The sequence below is a fragment of the Streptomyces sp. NBC_00286 genome, from assembly GCF_036173125.1.
GTDB lineage: Bacteria > Actinomycetota > Actinomycetes > Streptomycetales > Streptomycetaceae > Streptomyces.
Window position 1 is genome coordinate 3,468,866 of the sequence record NZ_CP108054.1, and the last position, 15,735, is coordinate 3,484,600.

General features: G+C 68.9%; 16 protein-coding genes and 2 pseudogenes. 5 read left to right on the forward strand and 13 right to left on the reverse strand.

The window, feature by feature from the left end:
• Positions 1–125 precede the first annotated feature (125 nt).
• The 6 genes from OHT21_RS15625 to OHT21_RS15650 form a co-directional block, all read right to left on the reverse strand.
• Entirely contained in the window at positions 126–632 is a 507-nt protein-coding gene (locus OHT21_RS15625; protein WP_328768915.1) for a helix-turn-helix domain-containing protein, read from the reverse strand.
• Between the two features lie 624 nt (positions 633–1,256).
• Complete coding sequence (locus tag OHT21_RS15630) at positions 1,257–2,228, reverse strand: succinylglutamate desuccinylase/aspartoacylase family protein (protein WP_328768916.1); 972 nt, start codon at positions 2,226–2,228, stop codon at positions 1,257–1,259.
• A gap of 18 nt (positions 2,229–2,246) precedes the next feature.
• On the reverse strand, positions 2,247–3,386 hold the full coding sequence (solA, locus tag OHT21_RS15635) for an N-methyl-L-tryptophan oxidase (protein ID WP_328768917.1): 1,140 nt from the start codon (positions 3,384–3,386) through the stop codon (positions 2,247–2,249).
• A gap of 301 nt (positions 3,387–3,687) precedes the next feature.
• On the reverse strand, positions 3,688–4,347 hold the full coding sequence (locus OHT21_RS15640; protein ID WP_328768918.1) for a HisA/HisF-related TIM barrel protein: 660 nt from the start codon (positions 4,345–4,347) through the stop codon (positions 3,688–3,690).
• A 56-nt stretch (positions 4,348–4,403) separates the two neighbouring features.
• Entirely contained in the window at positions 4,404–5,393 is a 990-nt protein-coding gene (gene pdxA, locus OHT21_RS15645) for a 4-hydroxythreonine-4-phosphate dehydrogenase PdxA (protein WP_328768919.1), read from the reverse strand.
• The gene (locus OHT21_RS15650) at positions 5,390–6,583 is read right to left on the reverse strand and encodes a four-carbon acid sugar kinase family protein (protein WP_328768920.1); all 1,194 of its coding nucleotides are present in this window, start codon (positions 6,581–6,583) and stop codon (positions 5,390–5,392) included. Before OHT21_RS15650 ends, pdxA begins: the two co-directional genes overlap by 4 nt.
• Positions 6,584–6,692: 109 nt before the next feature.
• On the opposite strand from OHT21_RS15650, the gene OHT21_RS15655 reads away from it, so the two are divergent.
• Together OHT21_RS15655 and OHT21_RS15660 are read left to right on the forward strand one after the other, a co-directional pair.
• Complete coding sequence (locus tag OHT21_RS15655; RefSeq protein WP_328768921.1) at positions 6,693–7,592, forward strand: LysR substrate-binding domain-containing protein; 900 nt, start codon at positions 6,693–6,695, stop codon at positions 7,590–7,592.
• 46 nt (positions 7,593–7,638) lie between these two features.
• Positions 7,639–7,968: pseudogene (locus tag OHT21_RS15660) on the forward strand (NADPH:quinone reductase); the annotation flags it as partial.
• Between the two features lie 126 nt (positions 7,969–8,094).
• Here the strand turns inward: OHT21_RS15660 and OHT21_RS44670 are convergent.
• The 4 genes and pseudogenes from OHT21_RS44670 to ychF all read right to left on the reverse strand — a co-directional run.
• Positions 8,095–8,448, reverse strand: a pseudogene (locus tag OHT21_RS44670) (HEPN domain-containing protein); the annotation flags it as partial.
• A gap of 139 nt (positions 8,449–8,587) precedes the next feature.
• A complete protein-coding gene (locus OHT21_RS15665; RefSeq protein WP_328768923.1) occupies positions 8,588–9,289 on the reverse strand; it encodes a hypothetical protein in 702 nt (233 codons plus the stop codon).
• Complete coding sequence (locus OHT21_RS44675; RefSeq protein ID WP_443050369.1) at positions 9,286–9,525, reverse strand: hypothetical protein; 240 nt, start codon at positions 9,523–9,525, stop codon at positions 9,286–9,288. Before OHT21_RS44675 ends, OHT21_RS15665 begins: the two co-directional genes overlap by 4 nt.
• Positions 9,476–10,585 carry a redox-regulated ATPase YchF gene (ychF, locus tag OHT21_RS15670; protein ID WP_328768924.1) on the reverse strand — a complete coding sequence of 370 codons (1,110 nt, stop codon included), beginning with the start codon at positions 10,583–10,585 and terminating at the stop codon, positions 9,476–9,478. Before ychF ends, OHT21_RS44675 begins: the two co-directional genes overlap by 50 nt.
• Positions 10,586–10,937: 352 nt before the next feature.
• On the opposite strand from ychF, the gene OHT21_RS15675 reads away from it, so the two are divergent.
• On the forward strand, positions 10,938–11,396 hold the full coding sequence (locus OHT21_RS15675; RefSeq protein WP_328768925.1) for a DUF6542 domain-containing protein: 459 nt from the start codon (positions 10,938–10,940) through the stop codon (positions 11,394–11,396).
• Positions 11,397–11,531: 135 nt separating this feature from the next.
• On the opposite strand, the gene ppgK is transcribed toward OHT21_RS15675, so the two are convergent.
• Together ppgK and OHT21_RS15685 are read right to left on the reverse strand one after the other, a co-directional pair.
• The gene (gene ppgK / locus OHT21_RS15680; RefSeq protein WP_328768926.1) at positions 11,532–12,278 is read right to left on the reverse strand and encodes a polyphosphate--glucose phosphotransferase; all 747 of its coding nucleotides are present in this window, start codon (positions 12,276–12,278) and stop codon (positions 11,532–11,534) included.
• Positions 12,279–12,331: 53 nt separating this feature from the next.
• Positions 12,332–13,336, reverse strand: coding sequence for a 4-hydroxy-3-methylbut-2-enyl diphosphate reductase (locus tag OHT21_RS15685; protein WP_328768928.1), 1,005 nt, complete (start codon positions 13,334–13,336; stop codon positions 12,332–12,334).
• Between the two features lie 294 nt (positions 13,337–13,630).
• Between OHT21_RS15685 and xseA the strand changes: the two genes are divergently transcribed.
• Both xseA and OHT21_RS15695 read left to right on the forward strand, forming a co-directional pair.
• Complete coding sequence (xseA, locus tag OHT21_RS15690) at positions 13,631–14,839, forward strand: exodeoxyribonuclease VII large subunit (protein ID WP_328768929.1); 1,209 nt, start codon at positions 13,631–13,633, stop codon at positions 14,837–14,839.
• A gap of 105 nt (positions 14,840–14,944) precedes the next feature.
• Positions 14,945–15,202: an exodeoxyribonuclease VII small subunit gene (locus OHT21_RS15695; protein WP_328768930.1), complete on the forward strand. Its 258-nt coding sequence runs from the start codon at positions 14,945–14,947 to the stop codon at positions 15,200–15,202.
• Positions 15,203–15,205: 3 nt separating this feature from the next.
• Here the strand turns inward: OHT21_RS15695 and OHT21_RS15700 are convergent, their stop codons facing one another.
• Positions 15,206–15,724, reverse strand: a complete 519-nt coding sequence (locus OHT21_RS15700; protein ID WP_328768931.1) for a DUF4245 domain-containing protein — start codon at positions 15,722–15,724, stop codon at positions 15,206–15,208.
• Positions 15,725–15,735: the final 11 nt, after the last annotated feature.

The window sequence follows — 15,735 nt, forward strand, 5'->3', positions numbered from 1 at the left end:
GCGTCCCTCGTGCACCAGGTATCCCGGGCCTCAGGACCTCGCGTTCCCTCGCGCACCAGGCGTCCCGGGCCCCAGGCCCTCGGGGGTCCTTGCGGTATGAGCGTCCGATCAGTGCACGTGGTCCCTCAGGACTTCGCGTCCCGCGCGCGGCCGGGCGACGGCTCGGGCAGCCCCTCCAGCTTGCGTGCCTGATCGATGACTCCGCGGATCGCCTGGATACTGCCGGCCGACAGGCCGTTCATACGCAGCGCGACATCCCGTACGTCACTGTCCTCAAGGATCTTCACCAGCTCCCGCTGAGCCCGGGTCAGCTCGACCCGTTCCTTGATCCGGGCGAGCTTGGCGTCGACCCGCTCGGCCACCGCGTCGTCGAAGAAGTAGGTCACGGGGACGCCGAAGAAGCCCGCGATCACAGTGAGGGTGCTGACCTTCGGATCGACGATCTCGCCCTTGCGGATCTTCTGGATCGTGGCATGCGACACCGTCGGCCCGTCCGGCCCGGCCTTCGTGCGGATCCCCTCGGCGATCTCCATATAGCTGAGCGGGCCCCGGTCGGCGGGATGGACCGTGCCGATCAGGTGGTCGAGCTTCTGAGCGATGGTGCGCCCGCTCGCCGGACTCCGGCTCTCCACCCGATCACCCCTTGCCGCTGACACCGTCGACAACACTGGTCGCTCATCGCGGCCACGCCTGCACTGCGCGCCTCCACTGTGCACCCAAGTTTACGGAGGCGGATAGCGGCGCGAGTACGTAAAGTCTGATTGACAAGCCGAAGGCACCTCGGCATGCTGAGGGAGCGCCCGTAAAATAAAGTAGATGGGCGCCGCGTGCGATCCAAAACGGGGGAACGCATGCGGCACCCATCTACAACGGGGGGGCGGGCCACGGGGGACGGGTCGGGTCGGGAGCACGGGGGGAGCTCCCGACCCTGTGTGGCGTGCCCGTCATGGGCGATCGCTTGGGCACGTGGAGTCCCCTGAAGGAAGCCCTAGGCGGCACCGCACCATAGGAACCGCCACTGTCGCGGACGACCACCGTCTTCCCGCCACCCTTACCCGATTCGGACGACACGCGGCTGGTGCCGGTGTCGCAGGCGGCGAGCGAAGGCACGGCGGCGAGGGCGGCGAGGCCGCCTGCTCCGCGCAGGAGCGCTCTACGACCGATCTGGGCATTAGTCATGACAAATCTTGTGGAAGTAGGGCATGGGGACCAGCTCAGTGGGATGGGGGCGGTTCAGTGGGCGGATAGGAGGCCCGTCAGTCGTGGGGGGTGGCGATGGCGGCGAGGTGCGTGCCGGGGCGGACGGAGAGCCCGTTCATGCAGTAGATGATCGTTCCGGTGGAGACGGCGGCGACCTTGTGCTCGGCGCCGTCGACCGGGTCGATGATGCGGCCGATGGTCTGCCCCTCGGTCACCTCGTCACCGGTGGCCGCGTCCGGGTACCAGAGGCCTGCGACCGGAGACTCGACCTCGCCCGTCCAGATCCAGTCGCGCGGCTGCACGGTCACCGGTGCGAGGTGCTGCGGCGCCTCGATGACGCCGAGGTGGTGCAGCAGCCGGTACAGCGCGTCGAGCAGCCTGCGCACGGTGGCGGGGTCACGGTCACCGAGTTGCCCGGTCTCGACGAGGATCGCGGGGACACCCTGCCGGTTCGCCGCGGCGTGGCTGTTGCCGCCGTCCGGGCTGGTGCCGAAGATGACCCGGTCGTATCCGACCGCGTGGGCCATCGCCTTGATCTTCCCGCCCAGCTCGTCGTCGGAGGTCAGACGGTAACCGACGAAGTCGAGCAGATGCTGGTCGATGCCGCCGCTGTGCAGGTCCACGTAAGCGTCGGCGCCGTCAATCAGGTGCTCGAACAGCCAGGCCGCCATCCGGTCGGTGGGGCCGCCGTCCTTGTCGCCGGGGAAGACGCGATTGATGTTGACGCCGTCCAGCGGGGAGATGTTGAGCCTGCCCCCGTAGACGGCCGGGGGGTTGGCCACGGGGCAGATCACGACCTGGCCGGCGATGTCGTCCGGTTCCAGCAGTCCGGCCAGGCGGGTGGCCGCGTCGACGCCGATGAACTCGCCACCGTGGACGCCGCCGGTGATGACGACCCTGGGGCCGGGTCGGGATCCGTTGACGAGGATCAGGGGCACCTCCACTGTCGTGGTGCCTAGGTCGGCGGGCAGGCTCCCGCGGGTTTTCTGGCCGGGCTCGGCCCTCAGCGGGCCGATGGTCAGCGTCATGGCTTTCCTCGTTCGGGCTCAGGCCGCGGTGCGGCCGTTTGTGGTGATGAAGTCGATCGGCTGGGAGGTGCGGCCTTCCAGGGCGAGGTCCGCGGCGATGTCGCCCATGGCGGGCGAGAGCTTGAAGCCCTGGCCGGAGAAGCCGGCCAGCAGGACGATGTCGTCACAGCCCGGCAGGGGGCCGACCAGCGGCCTGGTGCTGTCGGTGTAGCCCTCCATGAAGACGGACAGGCGCACCGGATCGGGGTTCAGGCCGGGCAGGTGGCGCCGCACCGCCGTGGTGAAGGACTCCAGTTCCTCCGGTGCGACGGTCCGGTTCAGGCGGTTCGGGTCGTCCACGGGCTTGTGGTGGGGCTGGGGCAGGCCGAGCTTGACGGTCAGGCCGTCCGGGGACGGGATGCCGTAGAAGGGGATGTCGCCGCAGCGGATGAAGGCGGGACGCCCGGCGTCTGCCGGGTGGTCCTCGTGGGGCAGGAACCAGGCGCTGATCGCGCGGTAGACGTTCACTTCCCACGGCAGGTCGGGCAGCAGGTCGCCCACCCAGGGGCCGGGGGTGACGACGGCGGCGTCGAAGCGCTCGGTGTCGGTGTCGGTGCGGATCTCCACGCCTCCGCCGGGGACGGGAGTGACTTCCCGCACCGGGGTGTAGCGGCGGATTTGGGCGCCCAGTTCCTCGGAACGTCGGGCCGCGGTCTGGACCGTCAGCTCGGGGCGGATGAAGCCCGCGTGGGAGTCGAGGAGCACCAGGTCGCCCTCGTCGACGCGGAACTGTGGGAAGCGCTTGGCCATCGCCTCGGCGTCGATCACCTCGTGGTCGAGGCCGTGCTCGGCGATGCCGTCCATGACGGTACGCATCTCGGGGTGGTCGGCCGGCCCCATGACCAGGGCTCCGGTCAGGCGGCGCAGCTCCCGTCCGGTCTCCGCCTGCAACTGCTTCCAGAGAAGGTCGGCGTGCCGGACGAGCGGCACATAGCGGCTGTCGTGGGTCTGCACGCTGCGGAAGACCCGGGTCTCACCGCCTGCGGCGCTGCGGTCGTGGCCGGGCGCGAAGCGGTCGTAGCCGACGACCTCGGCACCCCGGGCCGCCAGCCGCCAAGCGGCCTGGCTGCCCATCGTTCCCACACCGACCACGGCGACACGCTTCTTCCCAGCTGACACAGGACTTCCTTTCGTATCGCCGGGCCACAACTGGGCCCCGAGCGTGAGGATGCTTGGTAGCGACTGAAGGGGGCGCGCCCTGGGGCCCCAACGCTCGCAGGCGTCCCGGGTTCGGGGATCCACCCCAGCCCCGGACCCTTTCCATCGTGCCACAATGTGGTACAGCATGCTGGTATTCGGCACAGAGTGACAGCGGCTTAGGGGGGAGTCAAGAGATTCATCCGATGGCCGTGTGACTCGACCTCACCCCGCCCGTGACCTTGCTCGGTCGCTTCTTCTGGGCTCCCGGGGGCGGCTCTCGCTACAGACCCACCACGGGGGCCAGTTGGGATCGGATGGTTCCTGCGTGGGGCTGAAGGGAGCCGTCGAAGGCGGCGGATCCGATGGTGAAGGCGTCGGCTCCAGCTGATGCGAGTGCCTGTATCTGGTCGGTGCTGGTGATGGAGCCTGCGATGACCAGGCGGCCGGTGGTGGCGGCGCGGGCGGCGCGGACCAGGTCGAGGGGGTCGGCATCGGTGGCGCGATAGGCGAGAAGGTCGACGCCGGCGCAGCCCGCCGCTTCCGCCTGTCGGCAGTCGTCGGCGATGCGGTCCGGGTCGCCGGCGAGGCGGGTGGGGTGCCCGAGGGGTTCTCCGGCGAAGGGCAGGTAGCCGATGGACGTGCCCTGCAGGAGATCGAGGGTCTCCTCGATCCAGGTGCCGCCCATCAGCCAGTCGACGCCGAGTTCGGTGGCTGTCCGTACGGAGGCAAGTGCCTGGTCCCGGTCGGTGCTGACGACTTCGAGGTAGGTGGTGGCGCCCATGTCCTTGATGCGGGCGTGCAGTTGGGTGAGGGTGTCGCGGTCGACGCCGATGTCCTTGAATCCGATGTGGGTGATGCCGAGGTCCTTGATGGTGTCGAGGACCTCGAGGCAGTCGGTGACGGTGCGGTCGTCGCGAGTGAGCATGAAGATGAAGTCCACGGTGTCCTTCGGCTTTCTGTTCCGGTTTTTGTTCCGGGTTGATGTGAGTCGGTGGGTCAGGGGCGGGCCGGTGCCCCTGAGGACAGGCGGTCGGCGTGAGTCAGGGCGGTGAGCAGGCTGGTGTGGTCGGCCGTGCCCAGACCGGCGATGTCGAAGGCGGTGCCGTGGTCGACGCTGGTGCGGACGAACGGAAGACCGATGGTGATGTTGACGCCGTGTTCGATCCCGAGGTACTTGACGGGGATCAGACCCTGGTCGTGGTACTGGGCGACCACGGCGTCGAAGGCTCCGGCGCGGGCTCGCATGAAGACGGTGTCGGCGGGCCAGGGTCCGCTGGCCTGGATGCCTTCGCTCTGAGCGGCCTCGATGGCGGGGGTGATGATGTCCAGGTCCTCGCGGCCGAAAAGGCCGTTCTCCCCTGCGTGGGGGTTGAGGCCGGCGACGGCGATGCGAGGGGCGGGCAGGCCGCCGCGCTGGAGTGTGCGGTGGGTGAGGCGGATGATGTCGAGTTCGCGTGCGGTGGTGATCGCGTCGATCGCGGTGCGCAGGGACTGGTGCACGGTGACCAGGACGGTCCGCAGCTCGTCGGTGGCCATCATCATCGCGTAGTCCTTGGTGCCGGACAGGTCGGCGAGGATCTCGGTGTGCCCGGGGTAGGGCACGCCGGACATGCGCAGCGCTTCCTTGTTGATCGGCGCGGTCACCAGGGCCCGTACCTCGTGGGCCATCGCGAGCTGGATACCGCGGCGGACGTACTGGAAGGACGCCGCTCCCGCGCGGGCGTCGAGTGTGCCCCAGCGCAGGTCGGCCGGAAGGCCGTCCTCGGTGAGGACGTCCACCGTGCCGGGCGCGAACGCCGCCTGATCGACGGATGCGACGGGGCGAAGGGTGAGGCCCGTTCCGGCGACCCGGTCGGCGCGGGCGAGGACGCCCACGTCACCGATGACGACAACCGGCACGGTGCGCCGGGGGTCGGCACACGCCTTGAGGGTGACCTCGGGGCCGATTCCGCAGGGGTCGCCCATGGTGATGGCGATCGGGGTCATGCGTGCTCTCCTGGGTCGAGGGGATGTCGGATGAGGTGGCACAGGCGCAGGAGCGTGGCGTCGTCGCCGAAGCCGCCCGCCTTGATCAGCACGGGGAGGGGGAGCTGCCCGAGGAGCGTTCCGCGGGCGACGCCGGGTTCGGGTTCGTCGAGCAGGCCGATGCCGGTGGCACCAAGGGTCTGGAGCACGGTCGCGGCCGTTTCTCCCCCGGTGACGATGAGCGCGTCGATCGTGTGCTCTTCGGTGAGAGCCTGGACGACTGCTGCCAGAGAGCGGGCGAGTGCTTGCGCGGTCTGTGGCGTGTGGCGTTCGTCGGGTGTTTGGAGGGTGAGGACGGGGGCCGTCAGGCCGCGCAGCGTCTCCACTGCCGTGGCCGGATCGCCGCTGACGGTGATCCCTTGGACATCCGCCCGGGCGGAGAGCGCGGCCAGCTGCCGCCGGGTCGCCGCGTTGGCACTGCCGACGACGATCAGTGGGCGTCGGGCGGGCGCAGGCACCGAAGTAGCGCTGCCGGCAGCGCGTGCGCACCTTCGGGCCAGGGCGGCCGCCAGCCCTGGGGAGCCGACCCACAGCACATTGTCGAGGCGCGGCACCGCTGCCACCAGGCGGTCGAGGTCGTCGTCACCCGCTGCGGAGCAGACGATCAGGCCACCGTTGCCGATCAGTTCGGGCAGCTCGGCCGCCCGGCCCGGCCCTGCCACAACGGCCTCCGGGAACAGCGTCGCGAGGTCCGAGCACCGCACAGGGTGTACCGGGTCGCGTGCGAAGTCGCTCTCGTGGACCGGTACGCCCCGCACGTACTGGACCCCTTCCACCGTCACTCTGCCCTCCGCGGGGAAGGCCGGGGCGATGACGACGGTCCGCCTCCGCGATCCCGTGCATGCGGCCCGGACTTCTGCCGCGATATGACCGCGCAGGGTGGAATCCACGGTTTTGAAGAGCAACTCAGAGCCGGCGAACAGGCGGGCCGCCCGCCGCGTACGCGAAGCGGCGGCCTTCTCGTCCAGCACCCGGCTCCCCAGGTCGACCGCGCTCACGCCCACGGCGTGCCGCGGCACGCTTGCTGGGGCAGTGAGCAGGATCCGGGCGTCGTGCCCGGCCCGGCGGAACGGCGCGGCACCGTCCCCGGCGCTGGTGAGGTCATCCGCCAGGATGGCGATGCCCGACCGCTCGTCGTTGCGGAATGTCATGCCCCACCTCTCCATTGGTCAGCGTTTCCGTGACTGGATCAATAGTCAGGCAGGCAAAAGAGCTGGACAAGCGATTCATTCTCACGAGACCTGTGAGTAAAATTCACGTATGCGATGGTCGGGTCTACCTCCTCTGAATACTCTGCTGCCCTTCGAAGCGACCGTCCGGCACGCGAGCATGACCGCGGCGGCGCAGGAGCTGCATGTGACGCACGGCGCGGTGAGCCGACAGGTCCAGAACCTGGAGCGGTCCCTTGGGATATCGCTGTTCGAGCGGCAGACACGCGCCCTGCGCCCGACCCTGCAGGCGCGCCAGCTGGCGGCCGTCGTCAGAGACGCACTCGATCAGATCGATGCGGCCGCCCGGCAGATCGCACGGCGCACACCCGCAGGACCGCTCACCCTCTCGTGCGAGCCCACACTCCTGATGCGGTGGCTCATTCCCCGGCTGCCCGATCTGGCCGTGAACGTGCCGGACGTCACCGTCCATCTGTCCGCAGGCGGCGGCCCCGTCTTCTTCGAGCGGGACGACATCGACCTCGCGATCCGCCGAGACGACTTCCCGTTTCCCGAAAAGGTGAGCCGGACCCGCTTGTTCGCAGAGAGGATCGGACCCGTCTGCCGGCCCGATCTCGCGGCCCGCCTGACCGGCGCCGGCATATCGGAGGTAGTCCTTCTGCACACCGGTACACGACCGCAGGCGTGGGACGACTGGCGAGGCATCACCGGCATGAAAGCAGAGCCCGCCTCCCAGCAGACCCTGGAGCACTTCTACCTGACTCTCCAGGCTGCCGCGGCCGGCGTCGGGGTCGCGATCGCCCCGTATGCCGTCGTCCGCGACGACCTGGAGCGAGGGCAACTCGTCGCACCCTTCGGTTTCGTCCCCGACGGCACCAGCTACCACCTCCTCAGTCGTCAACCACCCGAGCAAGACGTACGCGTCCGCCGGCTGACGGCATGGCTGCGGGCCAAGACGAGCCCGCTTGAAAGCGATTCCGAAGAGGTGTGACCACTGCGCTTGTCGGACCTTCGTTGCTTGGTGTCCCACCCGTGCGAAGGTCGCGCTGTCCGACAACGCCGATCTCGACAACGCCGTCGCCGCCAACAACGCCGTCATCGCCGCCTATGCCACCCGCGCGGACCGCACCGAGATCCCCTTCTGGCCTCTACTGTTCAACAACGTCACCCTGCGGCTGCTCGGCAGCGACGACTTCCCCGCCGAGGCCAAGCGCCAGGCCACCCGCGACCTCACCTCCGCAGCCGCCGTCGGCGCCCTCACCGTCGCCGTCGGCGACCGTCACCCGCTGGACGACATCGCCAAGGCCCACGACCACGTCGGCGCCGGCGGTGGCCACGGCCGCATCCTGCTCACCATCCCCCAATAGCGCAGACTCGGAACACCGCTCTGCTTCGGACTGCGGGGCCGCCAGCCGCTCGCCCGCGGTCCGTGACGTCGCCCTCAACTGCGGGTGCTCCTGCACGATCTCCCGCTGCCGCCCGGCCGGCAGACCGAGCTCGTGCAGCACGTTGAGGATCACGACCGCAGTGGTCACCTCGACGATGGCGATCAGTTCTTCGAAGGAATGGTTCGGCGTCCTGCCCTCGTGCGCGAGGTCGTTGCGCGCCCGCGTCGTCCTCCTCGCCCAGTGGCCAATGTCCGGCATGAGGAGCGCGATCGCTTCTTGGTCGGGGCGCTCGGCGAGCGCGTGGAGCCGGTCCCGGAGCGTCGGGTCGTTGCGGACCCCGGAACCGGTCGCGATGCTCTTCTGGCACCTGCGCGAGCATCGCCTCGCGCATCTCCTTGAATTCCGCTTTGGGGAACGGCTTCTCGTCGATGCGCAGGCCGCGGTGCAGCACCTCGGCAGCGCCCACCGCCGTCAGGAGGTTGTTCTCGACGAAGCTGGCCGGCGCGTAGCGCAGGCCAAGGATCATGTTGGTCGCCGCCTGCAGGCGGCCGTGCGCCTCGCACCAGCGGGGCACGACCTCCTTGAACGGGAGCGACTCTCAGGTGAAGAAGACGCGGCGGTGGTCCGCGGCCTTTGCGTCGTGGTGGCCAAGCGCGGCGGGCGAGTAGAGCACGTCCGCGTGCCGGCGCGGCACGGGCCGGCCGTTCGGCAGGACCGACTCGGTCCCGGCCACCTCCAGCCGGAGCCGGATGACGCCGGCCGCGCGGTGCGTCGCCAGGGCGATCAGGTCCTGCACCAGGCTGGCAGTCTCCAGAGCCGCGCTCAGGGCGAACGGCTCGGACGGGACCGCTCGGACAGAGGCGGTGTCGCGCATACGTCCGACGGTTCCGCCCTTGCGCTGGTCGAAGGACGGCAGCGTGTGCGTGTGCATCAGGCGGTACTCGGTCCCGTCGACCGCGACCGACTGCGCAGCGACCGGCTTCACGGAGATGCTCCCGGTCCCGTCGATCTTTCCGCCGGGAGCACCGAGGAAGCCCTCGAACACGGACGATGCCGCCCAGAGCCCCAGGTCTTCGACCGAGACCCCGGCCGCGGAGAATGCGGCGTCTTCCTCGCCGCTGACGTGCGCGCCGATGATCGCTGTCGTCGCCGCCACGGTCTGCTTGTCGGGGCTCTTCACCCGCGCGAACATGGTCCGCTTCCCGCCGGTGGGGACGCAGCCGAGGAGGGTGATCTCGCGCTGCTCGGCCGCGCCGTGGATGACGTCCCACGTCCTGGTGCCCTCGTGGTACGCGGTCACCCCTTCGACGTGATGCGGTCCTCGAACGCGCCGATCAACGAGAGGGAGAGGCCGCTCTCGGGGTCATACCGGAGCACGCCCGGAACCTGCTCGTCAGGGTCGTCCGGCAGCCACCACAGGCCAGCCCATTCGCCGGCCTCGTCAAGGTTCAGAGGATCGTCAGCCGTCGTTCTCTCCTGCGGGGGACTACTTCTTCCCGCTTCCAGAGGTTCCTCCGTGCCGGAACTCCACCACATCCCCGTCCCGCATCACATAATCCTTGCCCTCCATACGCGCCTTCCCCTTGGCGCGCGCCTCGGCGACCGAGCCCGTTTCCACCAGGTCCTCGAAGGAGATGATCTCCGCCTTGATGAAGCCCTTCTGGAAGTCGGTGTGGATGACTCCGGCGGCCTCGGGGGCCGTGGCGCCTTTCTTGATGGTCCAGGCGCGGGATTCTTTGGGGCCGGCCGTGAGATAGGTCTGGAGGCCGAGGGTGTTGAAGCCGACTCGGGCGAGTGTGGCGAGGCCGGGTTCTTCGGCGCCGACGGACTGGAGGAGCTCCAGGGCGTCCTCCTCGTCGAGTTCGGCGAGGTCGGCCTCCAGCTTGGCGTTGAGGAAGATCGCCTCGGCGGGGGCGACCAGGGCGCGCTGCTCGGCCTTGAAGGTCTCGTCGGTCAGTTCGTCCTCGTCGACATTGAAGACGTACAGGAAGGGCTTGACGGTGAGCAGGTGCAGGTCGTGGAGGAGGGCCTCCTGGTCCGAGTCCTGCTTGATGCCCGCGGCGAACAGGGTCTGACCGGCGTCCAGGATCTCCTTGGCCGCCTCGACCGCGGCCACCTTCGGCGCCACGTCCTTCTTGATCCGCGACTCCTTCTGGAGGCGCGGCAGGACTTTCTCGATGGTCTGCAGGTCCGCGAGGATCAGCTCGGTGTTGATCGTCTCGATGTCGTCCTTCGGGGAGATCTTGCCGTCGACGTGTACGACGTCCTCGTCCCTGAAGGCACGGATGACCTGGCAGATCGCGTCGGACTCACGGATGTTCGCCAGGAACTTGTTGCCCAGCCCCTCGCCCTCGCTCGCGCCGCGCACGATGCCCGCGATGTCGACGAAGTCGACGGTGGCGGGGAGGACCTTCTGCGAACCGAAGATCTCGGCCAGCTTCGCCAGCCGGGCATCGGGGACGCCGACCACGCCGACGTTCGGCTCGATCGTGGCGAACGGGTAGTTGGCCGCCAGCACGTCGTTCTTGGTCAGGGCGTTGAACAGGGTCGACTTGCCGACATTCGGCAGACCGACGATTCCGATCGTGAGCGACACGTTGCGACTTCCCGTAACTGAGATTGGAGGAGACCCGGGCGGACCGATCCACCAGTCTACGGCGTGCGACACCCCGGACCGGCGACGTATCGAACGCATGGCCAAGGTCGATCAAAGCGCGTGTCCCGGCAGCAATTCGACACATAAACCGACCTAAGTTGGACCAGTGGAGCAACACAGCACGCGTCCCCCTCAGCCCCGGCACCAGCCCCGGCCGCCGTCGCGACCGCGAAGCGGCCCGCCCGTTCCCCCGCAGGCAGCGCGCGGCGGAGCCCGTACGCCCCAGCAGTTCCGACCAGGCGCCGCCCGAGGCCCGCTGCCCGTGTCCCCGCTGGTACGGGCGGTACGCAGGATGCCGAACCCGCGGCTCACCGGCCTCGGCAGTGGCCTGTTCTGCCTCGCGTCGATGTTCGCGCTCGCCCTGCTCATCCGCCTGCTGTTCGGATCGTCACTCCTCGTCTACGGGGTGCTGTTCCTGCCGGTCTGCGCCCTGACCGCAATCTGGGTACGCCGAGCCGACCTCGTCACCGCACCCATCGCCGTGCCCATCGCCTTCGCCTTCGGCCTGCTGCCCATCGCCGACAGCGACGGAGGCTTCTGGGACGGGCTGATGGGCCTGTTCACCGCCCTCGCGATGCACGCGGGCTGGCTGTACGGCGGCACACTGATCGCCGGCCTCATCGTGACCGTCCGCAAGGTACGCATGATGAGCCGACGGGCGGCCCAGCGCCGGGCAGCAGCCCAGTCCCCGCGGCCTCCGGCCCAGAAGAGGCGCCCGGCCCAAGCTCACCCCAGACGCCGCACGGCCTGAGACGCGAGCCCGAGGCCCCACGCCCCGTCTCCTGCAACAGCCCGGCCCGCCCACGTCACCGACGAGCAACTCCAGAGTCGTACGAGACGGCCCGCCACAGTCGTACGAGCCGGAGGAGCCCCCTCCCCCCAGCCGCTACCCCGCCTTCGCCGCCCGCATGGCCGCCCCCACGATCCCCGCATTGTTCTGCAACTGCGCCGGAACGATCTCCGCCTTGATGCCCTCGATCAGCGGCAGGAACTTGTGCGACTTGCGGCTGACGCCGCCCCCGATGATGAAGAGCTCGGGCGAGAACAGCATCTCCACATGGGCGAGATACTTCTGGACGCGCCGGGCCCAGTGCTCCCAGCTCAGCTCGTGGTCGTCCTTGGCCTTGGTGGAGGCGTGCTTCTCAGCATCGTGGCCGTGCAGTTCGAGATGCCCCAGCTCAGTGTTCGGCACGAGGACGCCCTCAACGAAAAGGGCGCTGCCTATGCCCGTACCGAAGGTGAGGACGATGACCGTGCCCTGACGGTCACGCCCCGCACCGAACCGCATCTCGGCCACGCCAGCCGCGTCCGCGTCGTTCAGGATCGTCACCGGGAGCCCGCCGAGCCGCTCGCTCAGCAACTCACGCGCGTCGACGTCCACCCAGCCCTTGTCCACATTGGCGGCCGTACGGATGGTGGCGCCGCCGGTGACCACGCCCGGGAACGTGACCCCGACGGGCCCCGTCCAGCCGAAGTGACCGACGACCTCCTTCACACCGTCGGCCACCGCGTCAGGGGTCGAGGGGTGCGGGGTGAGCACTTTGTGCCGCTCAGCCGCAAGGTCGCCCTGCTCCAGGTCCACGGGAGCGCCCTTGATCCCTGATCCACCGATGTCCACGCCGAAGATCTGCATGGGCCCACGTTACGACGTACGACTGACAGTCACTTCTCAGCCGTACCTTCCGCCTACTTTTCGGCCGTCCGCTCCGCCACCAGGGCCGCCGCCTCAGCCCGCAGGTCGCGGCGCAGTTCCTTGGGAAGCGAGAAGGTGATGGACTCCTCGGCGGCCTTGACGATCTCCACGTCCTCGAAGCCGCGTCCCGCAAGGAACTCCAGGACCTGCTCGACCAGCACCTCTGGCACGGACGCACCCGAGGTGACGCCGACCGTAGTGACGCCCTCCAGCCAGGCCTCGTCGATCTCGTCCGCGAAGTCCACGAGATACGCCTCACGCGCACCCGCGAGCTTGGCGACCTCCACGAGCCGCTTGGAGTTGGAGGAGTTCCGCGAGCCGACCACGATGACCAGATCGGAATCGGCACCCATCTGCTTCACGGCAAGCTGCCGGTTCTGCGTGGCATAGCAGATGTCGTCACTCGGCGGGGAGATGAGCTGCGGGAACTTCTCCTTCAGGGCATCGACCGTCTCCATGGTCTCGTCCACGGACAGAGTGGTCTGCGAGAGCCAGACAACCCTGGAGGGATCACGAACCTCCACATTCGCAACGTCCTTCGGCCCATCGACAAGCGTGATGTGGTCAGGCGCCTCACCAGAGGTACCAATGACCTCCTCGTGCCCCTCGTGACCAATCAGAAGGATGTCGAAGTCATCCTGGGCAAACCGAACAGCCTCCTTGTGAACCTTCGTGACCAGCGGACACGTGGCATCAATGGTGGCGAGCTTTCCCTCCGCCGCCTCCTCATGGACGACAGGCGCAACACCATGCGCCGAGAACATGACGATCGACCCCTCGGGAACCTCCGCCGTCTGCTCGACGAAAATCGCCCCCTTCTTCTCCAGGGTCTGCACGACGTACTTGTTGTGGACGATCTCGTGGCGGACATAGATAGGGGCCCCGTATTGCTCCAGGGCCTTCTCGACGGCGATCACGGCGCGGTCCACACCCGCGCAGTAGCCCCGGGGGGCGGCAAGCAGGACACGGCGGCCAGTAGAAGCAGTCATGCCAACCATCGTAAGGCCGCGCCCAGCACCCAAAGATCGCCGCTGCACACAGCCGGGGGCGCGCCCCCGGGGCATGGAGGCGCACCCCCATGGCCCCGAGGCCGCCCACGGCGGGAAGGGGACGGGGCGGGGGTGTGCGCCCGCAGCGGCCGGCGCGCCACCCCGAGCACCCTCTACCAGCCGACAGCAACGCGCGCCGGTCCGAGGACGGACACCCCCGGCGCGGCCCCGACCCCCAACGCCCCACAGGCGCCCGGCGCCCACCCCCGGAGGTTGTCAGTCCAGCCCGTTACTCTCGGGCGCATGGCTGTGAACACATCCGCGGACGCCCCGCTCCCCGTCGGCGAGGTGTCACGGCTCATCGGGGGATGGATCGACCGGCTGGGCGCCGTGTGGGTCGAGGGTCAGATCACACAGTTGTCACGCCGCCCGGGCGCGGGCGTCGTCTTCATGACGTTGCGCGACCCGTCGTACGACATTTCCGTGAGCGTCACCTGCTACCGCCAGGTATTCGACGCGGTGGCCGACATCGTCAGCGAGGGCGCCCGCGTAGTGGTCCACGCGAAGCCCGAGTGGTACGCGCCCAGAGGCCAGCTCTCCCTCCGGGCAGCCGAGATAAAGCCAGTAGGCGTAGGCGAACTGCTGGCCCGCCTGGAGCAGTTGAAGAAGACGCTGGCCAGCGAAGGCCTGTTCGCCCCCGAACGCAAAAAGACACTGCCCTTCCTCCCCCAGCTCATCGGCCTGGTCTGCGGACGAGCCTCCGCCGCAGAGCGCGACGTACTGGAGAACGCACGACACCGCTGGCCGGCCGTCCGCTTCGAGGTACGCAACGTCGCCGTGCAGGGCGTACACGCGGTACCCCAGGTCATCCAGGCCGTAAAAGAGCTGGACGCGCTGGACGACGTGGACGTGATCATCGTGGCGCGCGGCGGCGGCAGCGTAGAGGACCTGCTCCCGTTCTCGGACGAGCAGCTCGTACGGGCGGTCGTGTCCTGCCGTACGCCCGTGGTCTCGGCGATCGGCCACGAGCCGGACAACCCCCTGCTGGACTACGCGGCCGACCTGCGCGCGTCAACACCCACAGACGCGGCCAAGAAGGTCGTGCCGGACGTAGGCGAGGAGTACGAACGGGTGCGGTTCCTCCAGGACCGAGCGCGCCGCAGCGTCATGTCCTTCATCGAGCGCGAGGAGCGCGGCCTCGCGAACGCGCTGGCAAGGCCCTCGATAGAGGACCCCCACCGCATGATCGACGACCGCGAGGACCAGGTAGCCGCACTGCTGGACCGCGCCCGACGCTGCCTCGGCCACCTCCTCGACCGCGCCGACTCGGAGCTGTCGCACACGCACGCGCGCGTGGTGGGCCTCTCCCCCGCCGCGACCCTCCGCCGCGGCTACGCGGTCCTACAGAAGACCGACGGCCACGTGGTCCGCACCCCTGACGAGGTGGCGGCCGAGGAACCACTGCGGGCGCGGGTGGCCGAGGGCGAGTTCACGGTGGTCCGGGCCGACTGAAAACGTGGGCCTGCCCCAGGGTCCGGCCCGCGGCGGAGTCGCCGTCGGATGCCGCGCCCCCGAGGAGAGCACAGCACTGTCCGAGTGGAAACATAAGGTGGGCGCATGACCAGCAAGGTGGACGAGGCACTCGGGTACGAGCAGGCGCGGGACGAGCTGATCGAGGTCGTACGTCGCCTGGAGGCGGGCGGTACGACGCTCGAGGAGTCCCTGGCCCTCTGGGAGCGCGGCGAGGAACTCGCCAAGGTATGCCGCCGCTGGCTGGACGGCGCACGCAAGCGACTGGACGCGGCGCTGGCCGAAGAGGAAGCGGAGTCCTCAGCCGAAGACGCGGCCGAGGAATCGGGCGACGAACCCCAGTAACCGTCAGGACATCTTCAACGCCGCAGCCATTTTCATAAGCTGCCCAAACGACGCCGTACCCGTAACCACCGTCGTAGCCCCCTCCTCCCGCAGAACCAGGGCGTCGTACTTGGGCCCCTCGTACCGCGTCCAGGTCCGCCCCCCGATGCGCTCGGTGACGTCAGTCTCCTCAGCGCCCTGCCCGGCCTCGTCGATGAACGTCGACGGCTTCTGAGTGGACTGCTCGACCGCCACGTACTCCCCGTCGGGATCGTGGAAGCCAAGATGCCAGGCGTCGAAGTTGTCGCCCTCGAACCGCACCGACGTCGCCGTCCACTCCTTGGACAGGCCCTCCGGGGCCGCCACCGGATAGGTGGCCGCGCGGCGTGCCGTGAGGAGCTCCACGCGATAGTCCACCCGCTTGAGCGGAGGCTCGGACTCGTCATGGGGAATGAAGAGGTAGATGACTCCCGCGACGATTCCGATCAGGCCCAGGGAGAGCACCATGTCCCGGACCGTCTGCTTGCCTTTCATACCTGCCACGCCCTCATCGT

Bases quoted from the DNA above. Each gene is read 5' to 3' on its own strand.
- ppgK (WP_328768926.1), bottom strand. From the start codon at position 12,278: ATGCAGATCTTCGGCGTGGACATCGGTGGATCAGGGATCAAGGGCGCT.
- OHT21_RS44675 (WP_443050369.1), bottom strand. From the start codon at position 9,525: ATGTGGTGGAGTTCCGGCACGGAGGAACCTCTGGAAGCGGGAAGAAGT.
- OHT21_RS15685 (WP_328768928.1), bottom strand. From the start codon at position 13,336: ATGGTTGGCATGACTGCTTCTACTGGCCGCCGTGTCCTGCTTGCCGCC.
- OHT21_RS15655 (WP_328768921.1), top strand. From the start codon at position 6,693: ATGCGATGGTCGGGTCTACCTCCTCTGAATACTCTGCTGCCCTTCGAA.
- OHT21_RS15630 (WP_328768916.1), bottom strand. From the start codon at position 2,228: ATGACGCTGACCATCGGCCCGCTGAGGGCCGAGCCCGGCCAGAAAACC.
- xseA (WP_328768929.1), top strand. From the start codon at position 13,631: ATGGCTGTGAACACATCCGCGGACGCCCCGCTCCCCGTCGGCGAGGTG.
- OHT21_RS15695 (WP_328768930.1), top strand. From the start codon at position 14,945: ATGACCAGCAAGGTGGACGAGGCACTCGGGTACGAGCAGGCGCGGGAC.
- pdxA (WP_328768919.1), bottom strand. From the start codon at position 5,393: ATGACCCCGATCGCCATCACCATGGGCGACCCCTGCGGAATCGGCCCC.
- OHT21_RS15675 (WP_328768925.1), top strand. From the start codon at position 10,938: ATGCCGAACCCGCGGCTCACCGGCCTCGGCAGTGGCCTGTTCTGCCTC.
- OHT21_RS15650 (WP_328768920.1), bottom strand. From the start codon at position 6,583: ATGACATTCCGCAACGACGAGCGGTCGGGCATCGCCATCCTGGCGGAT.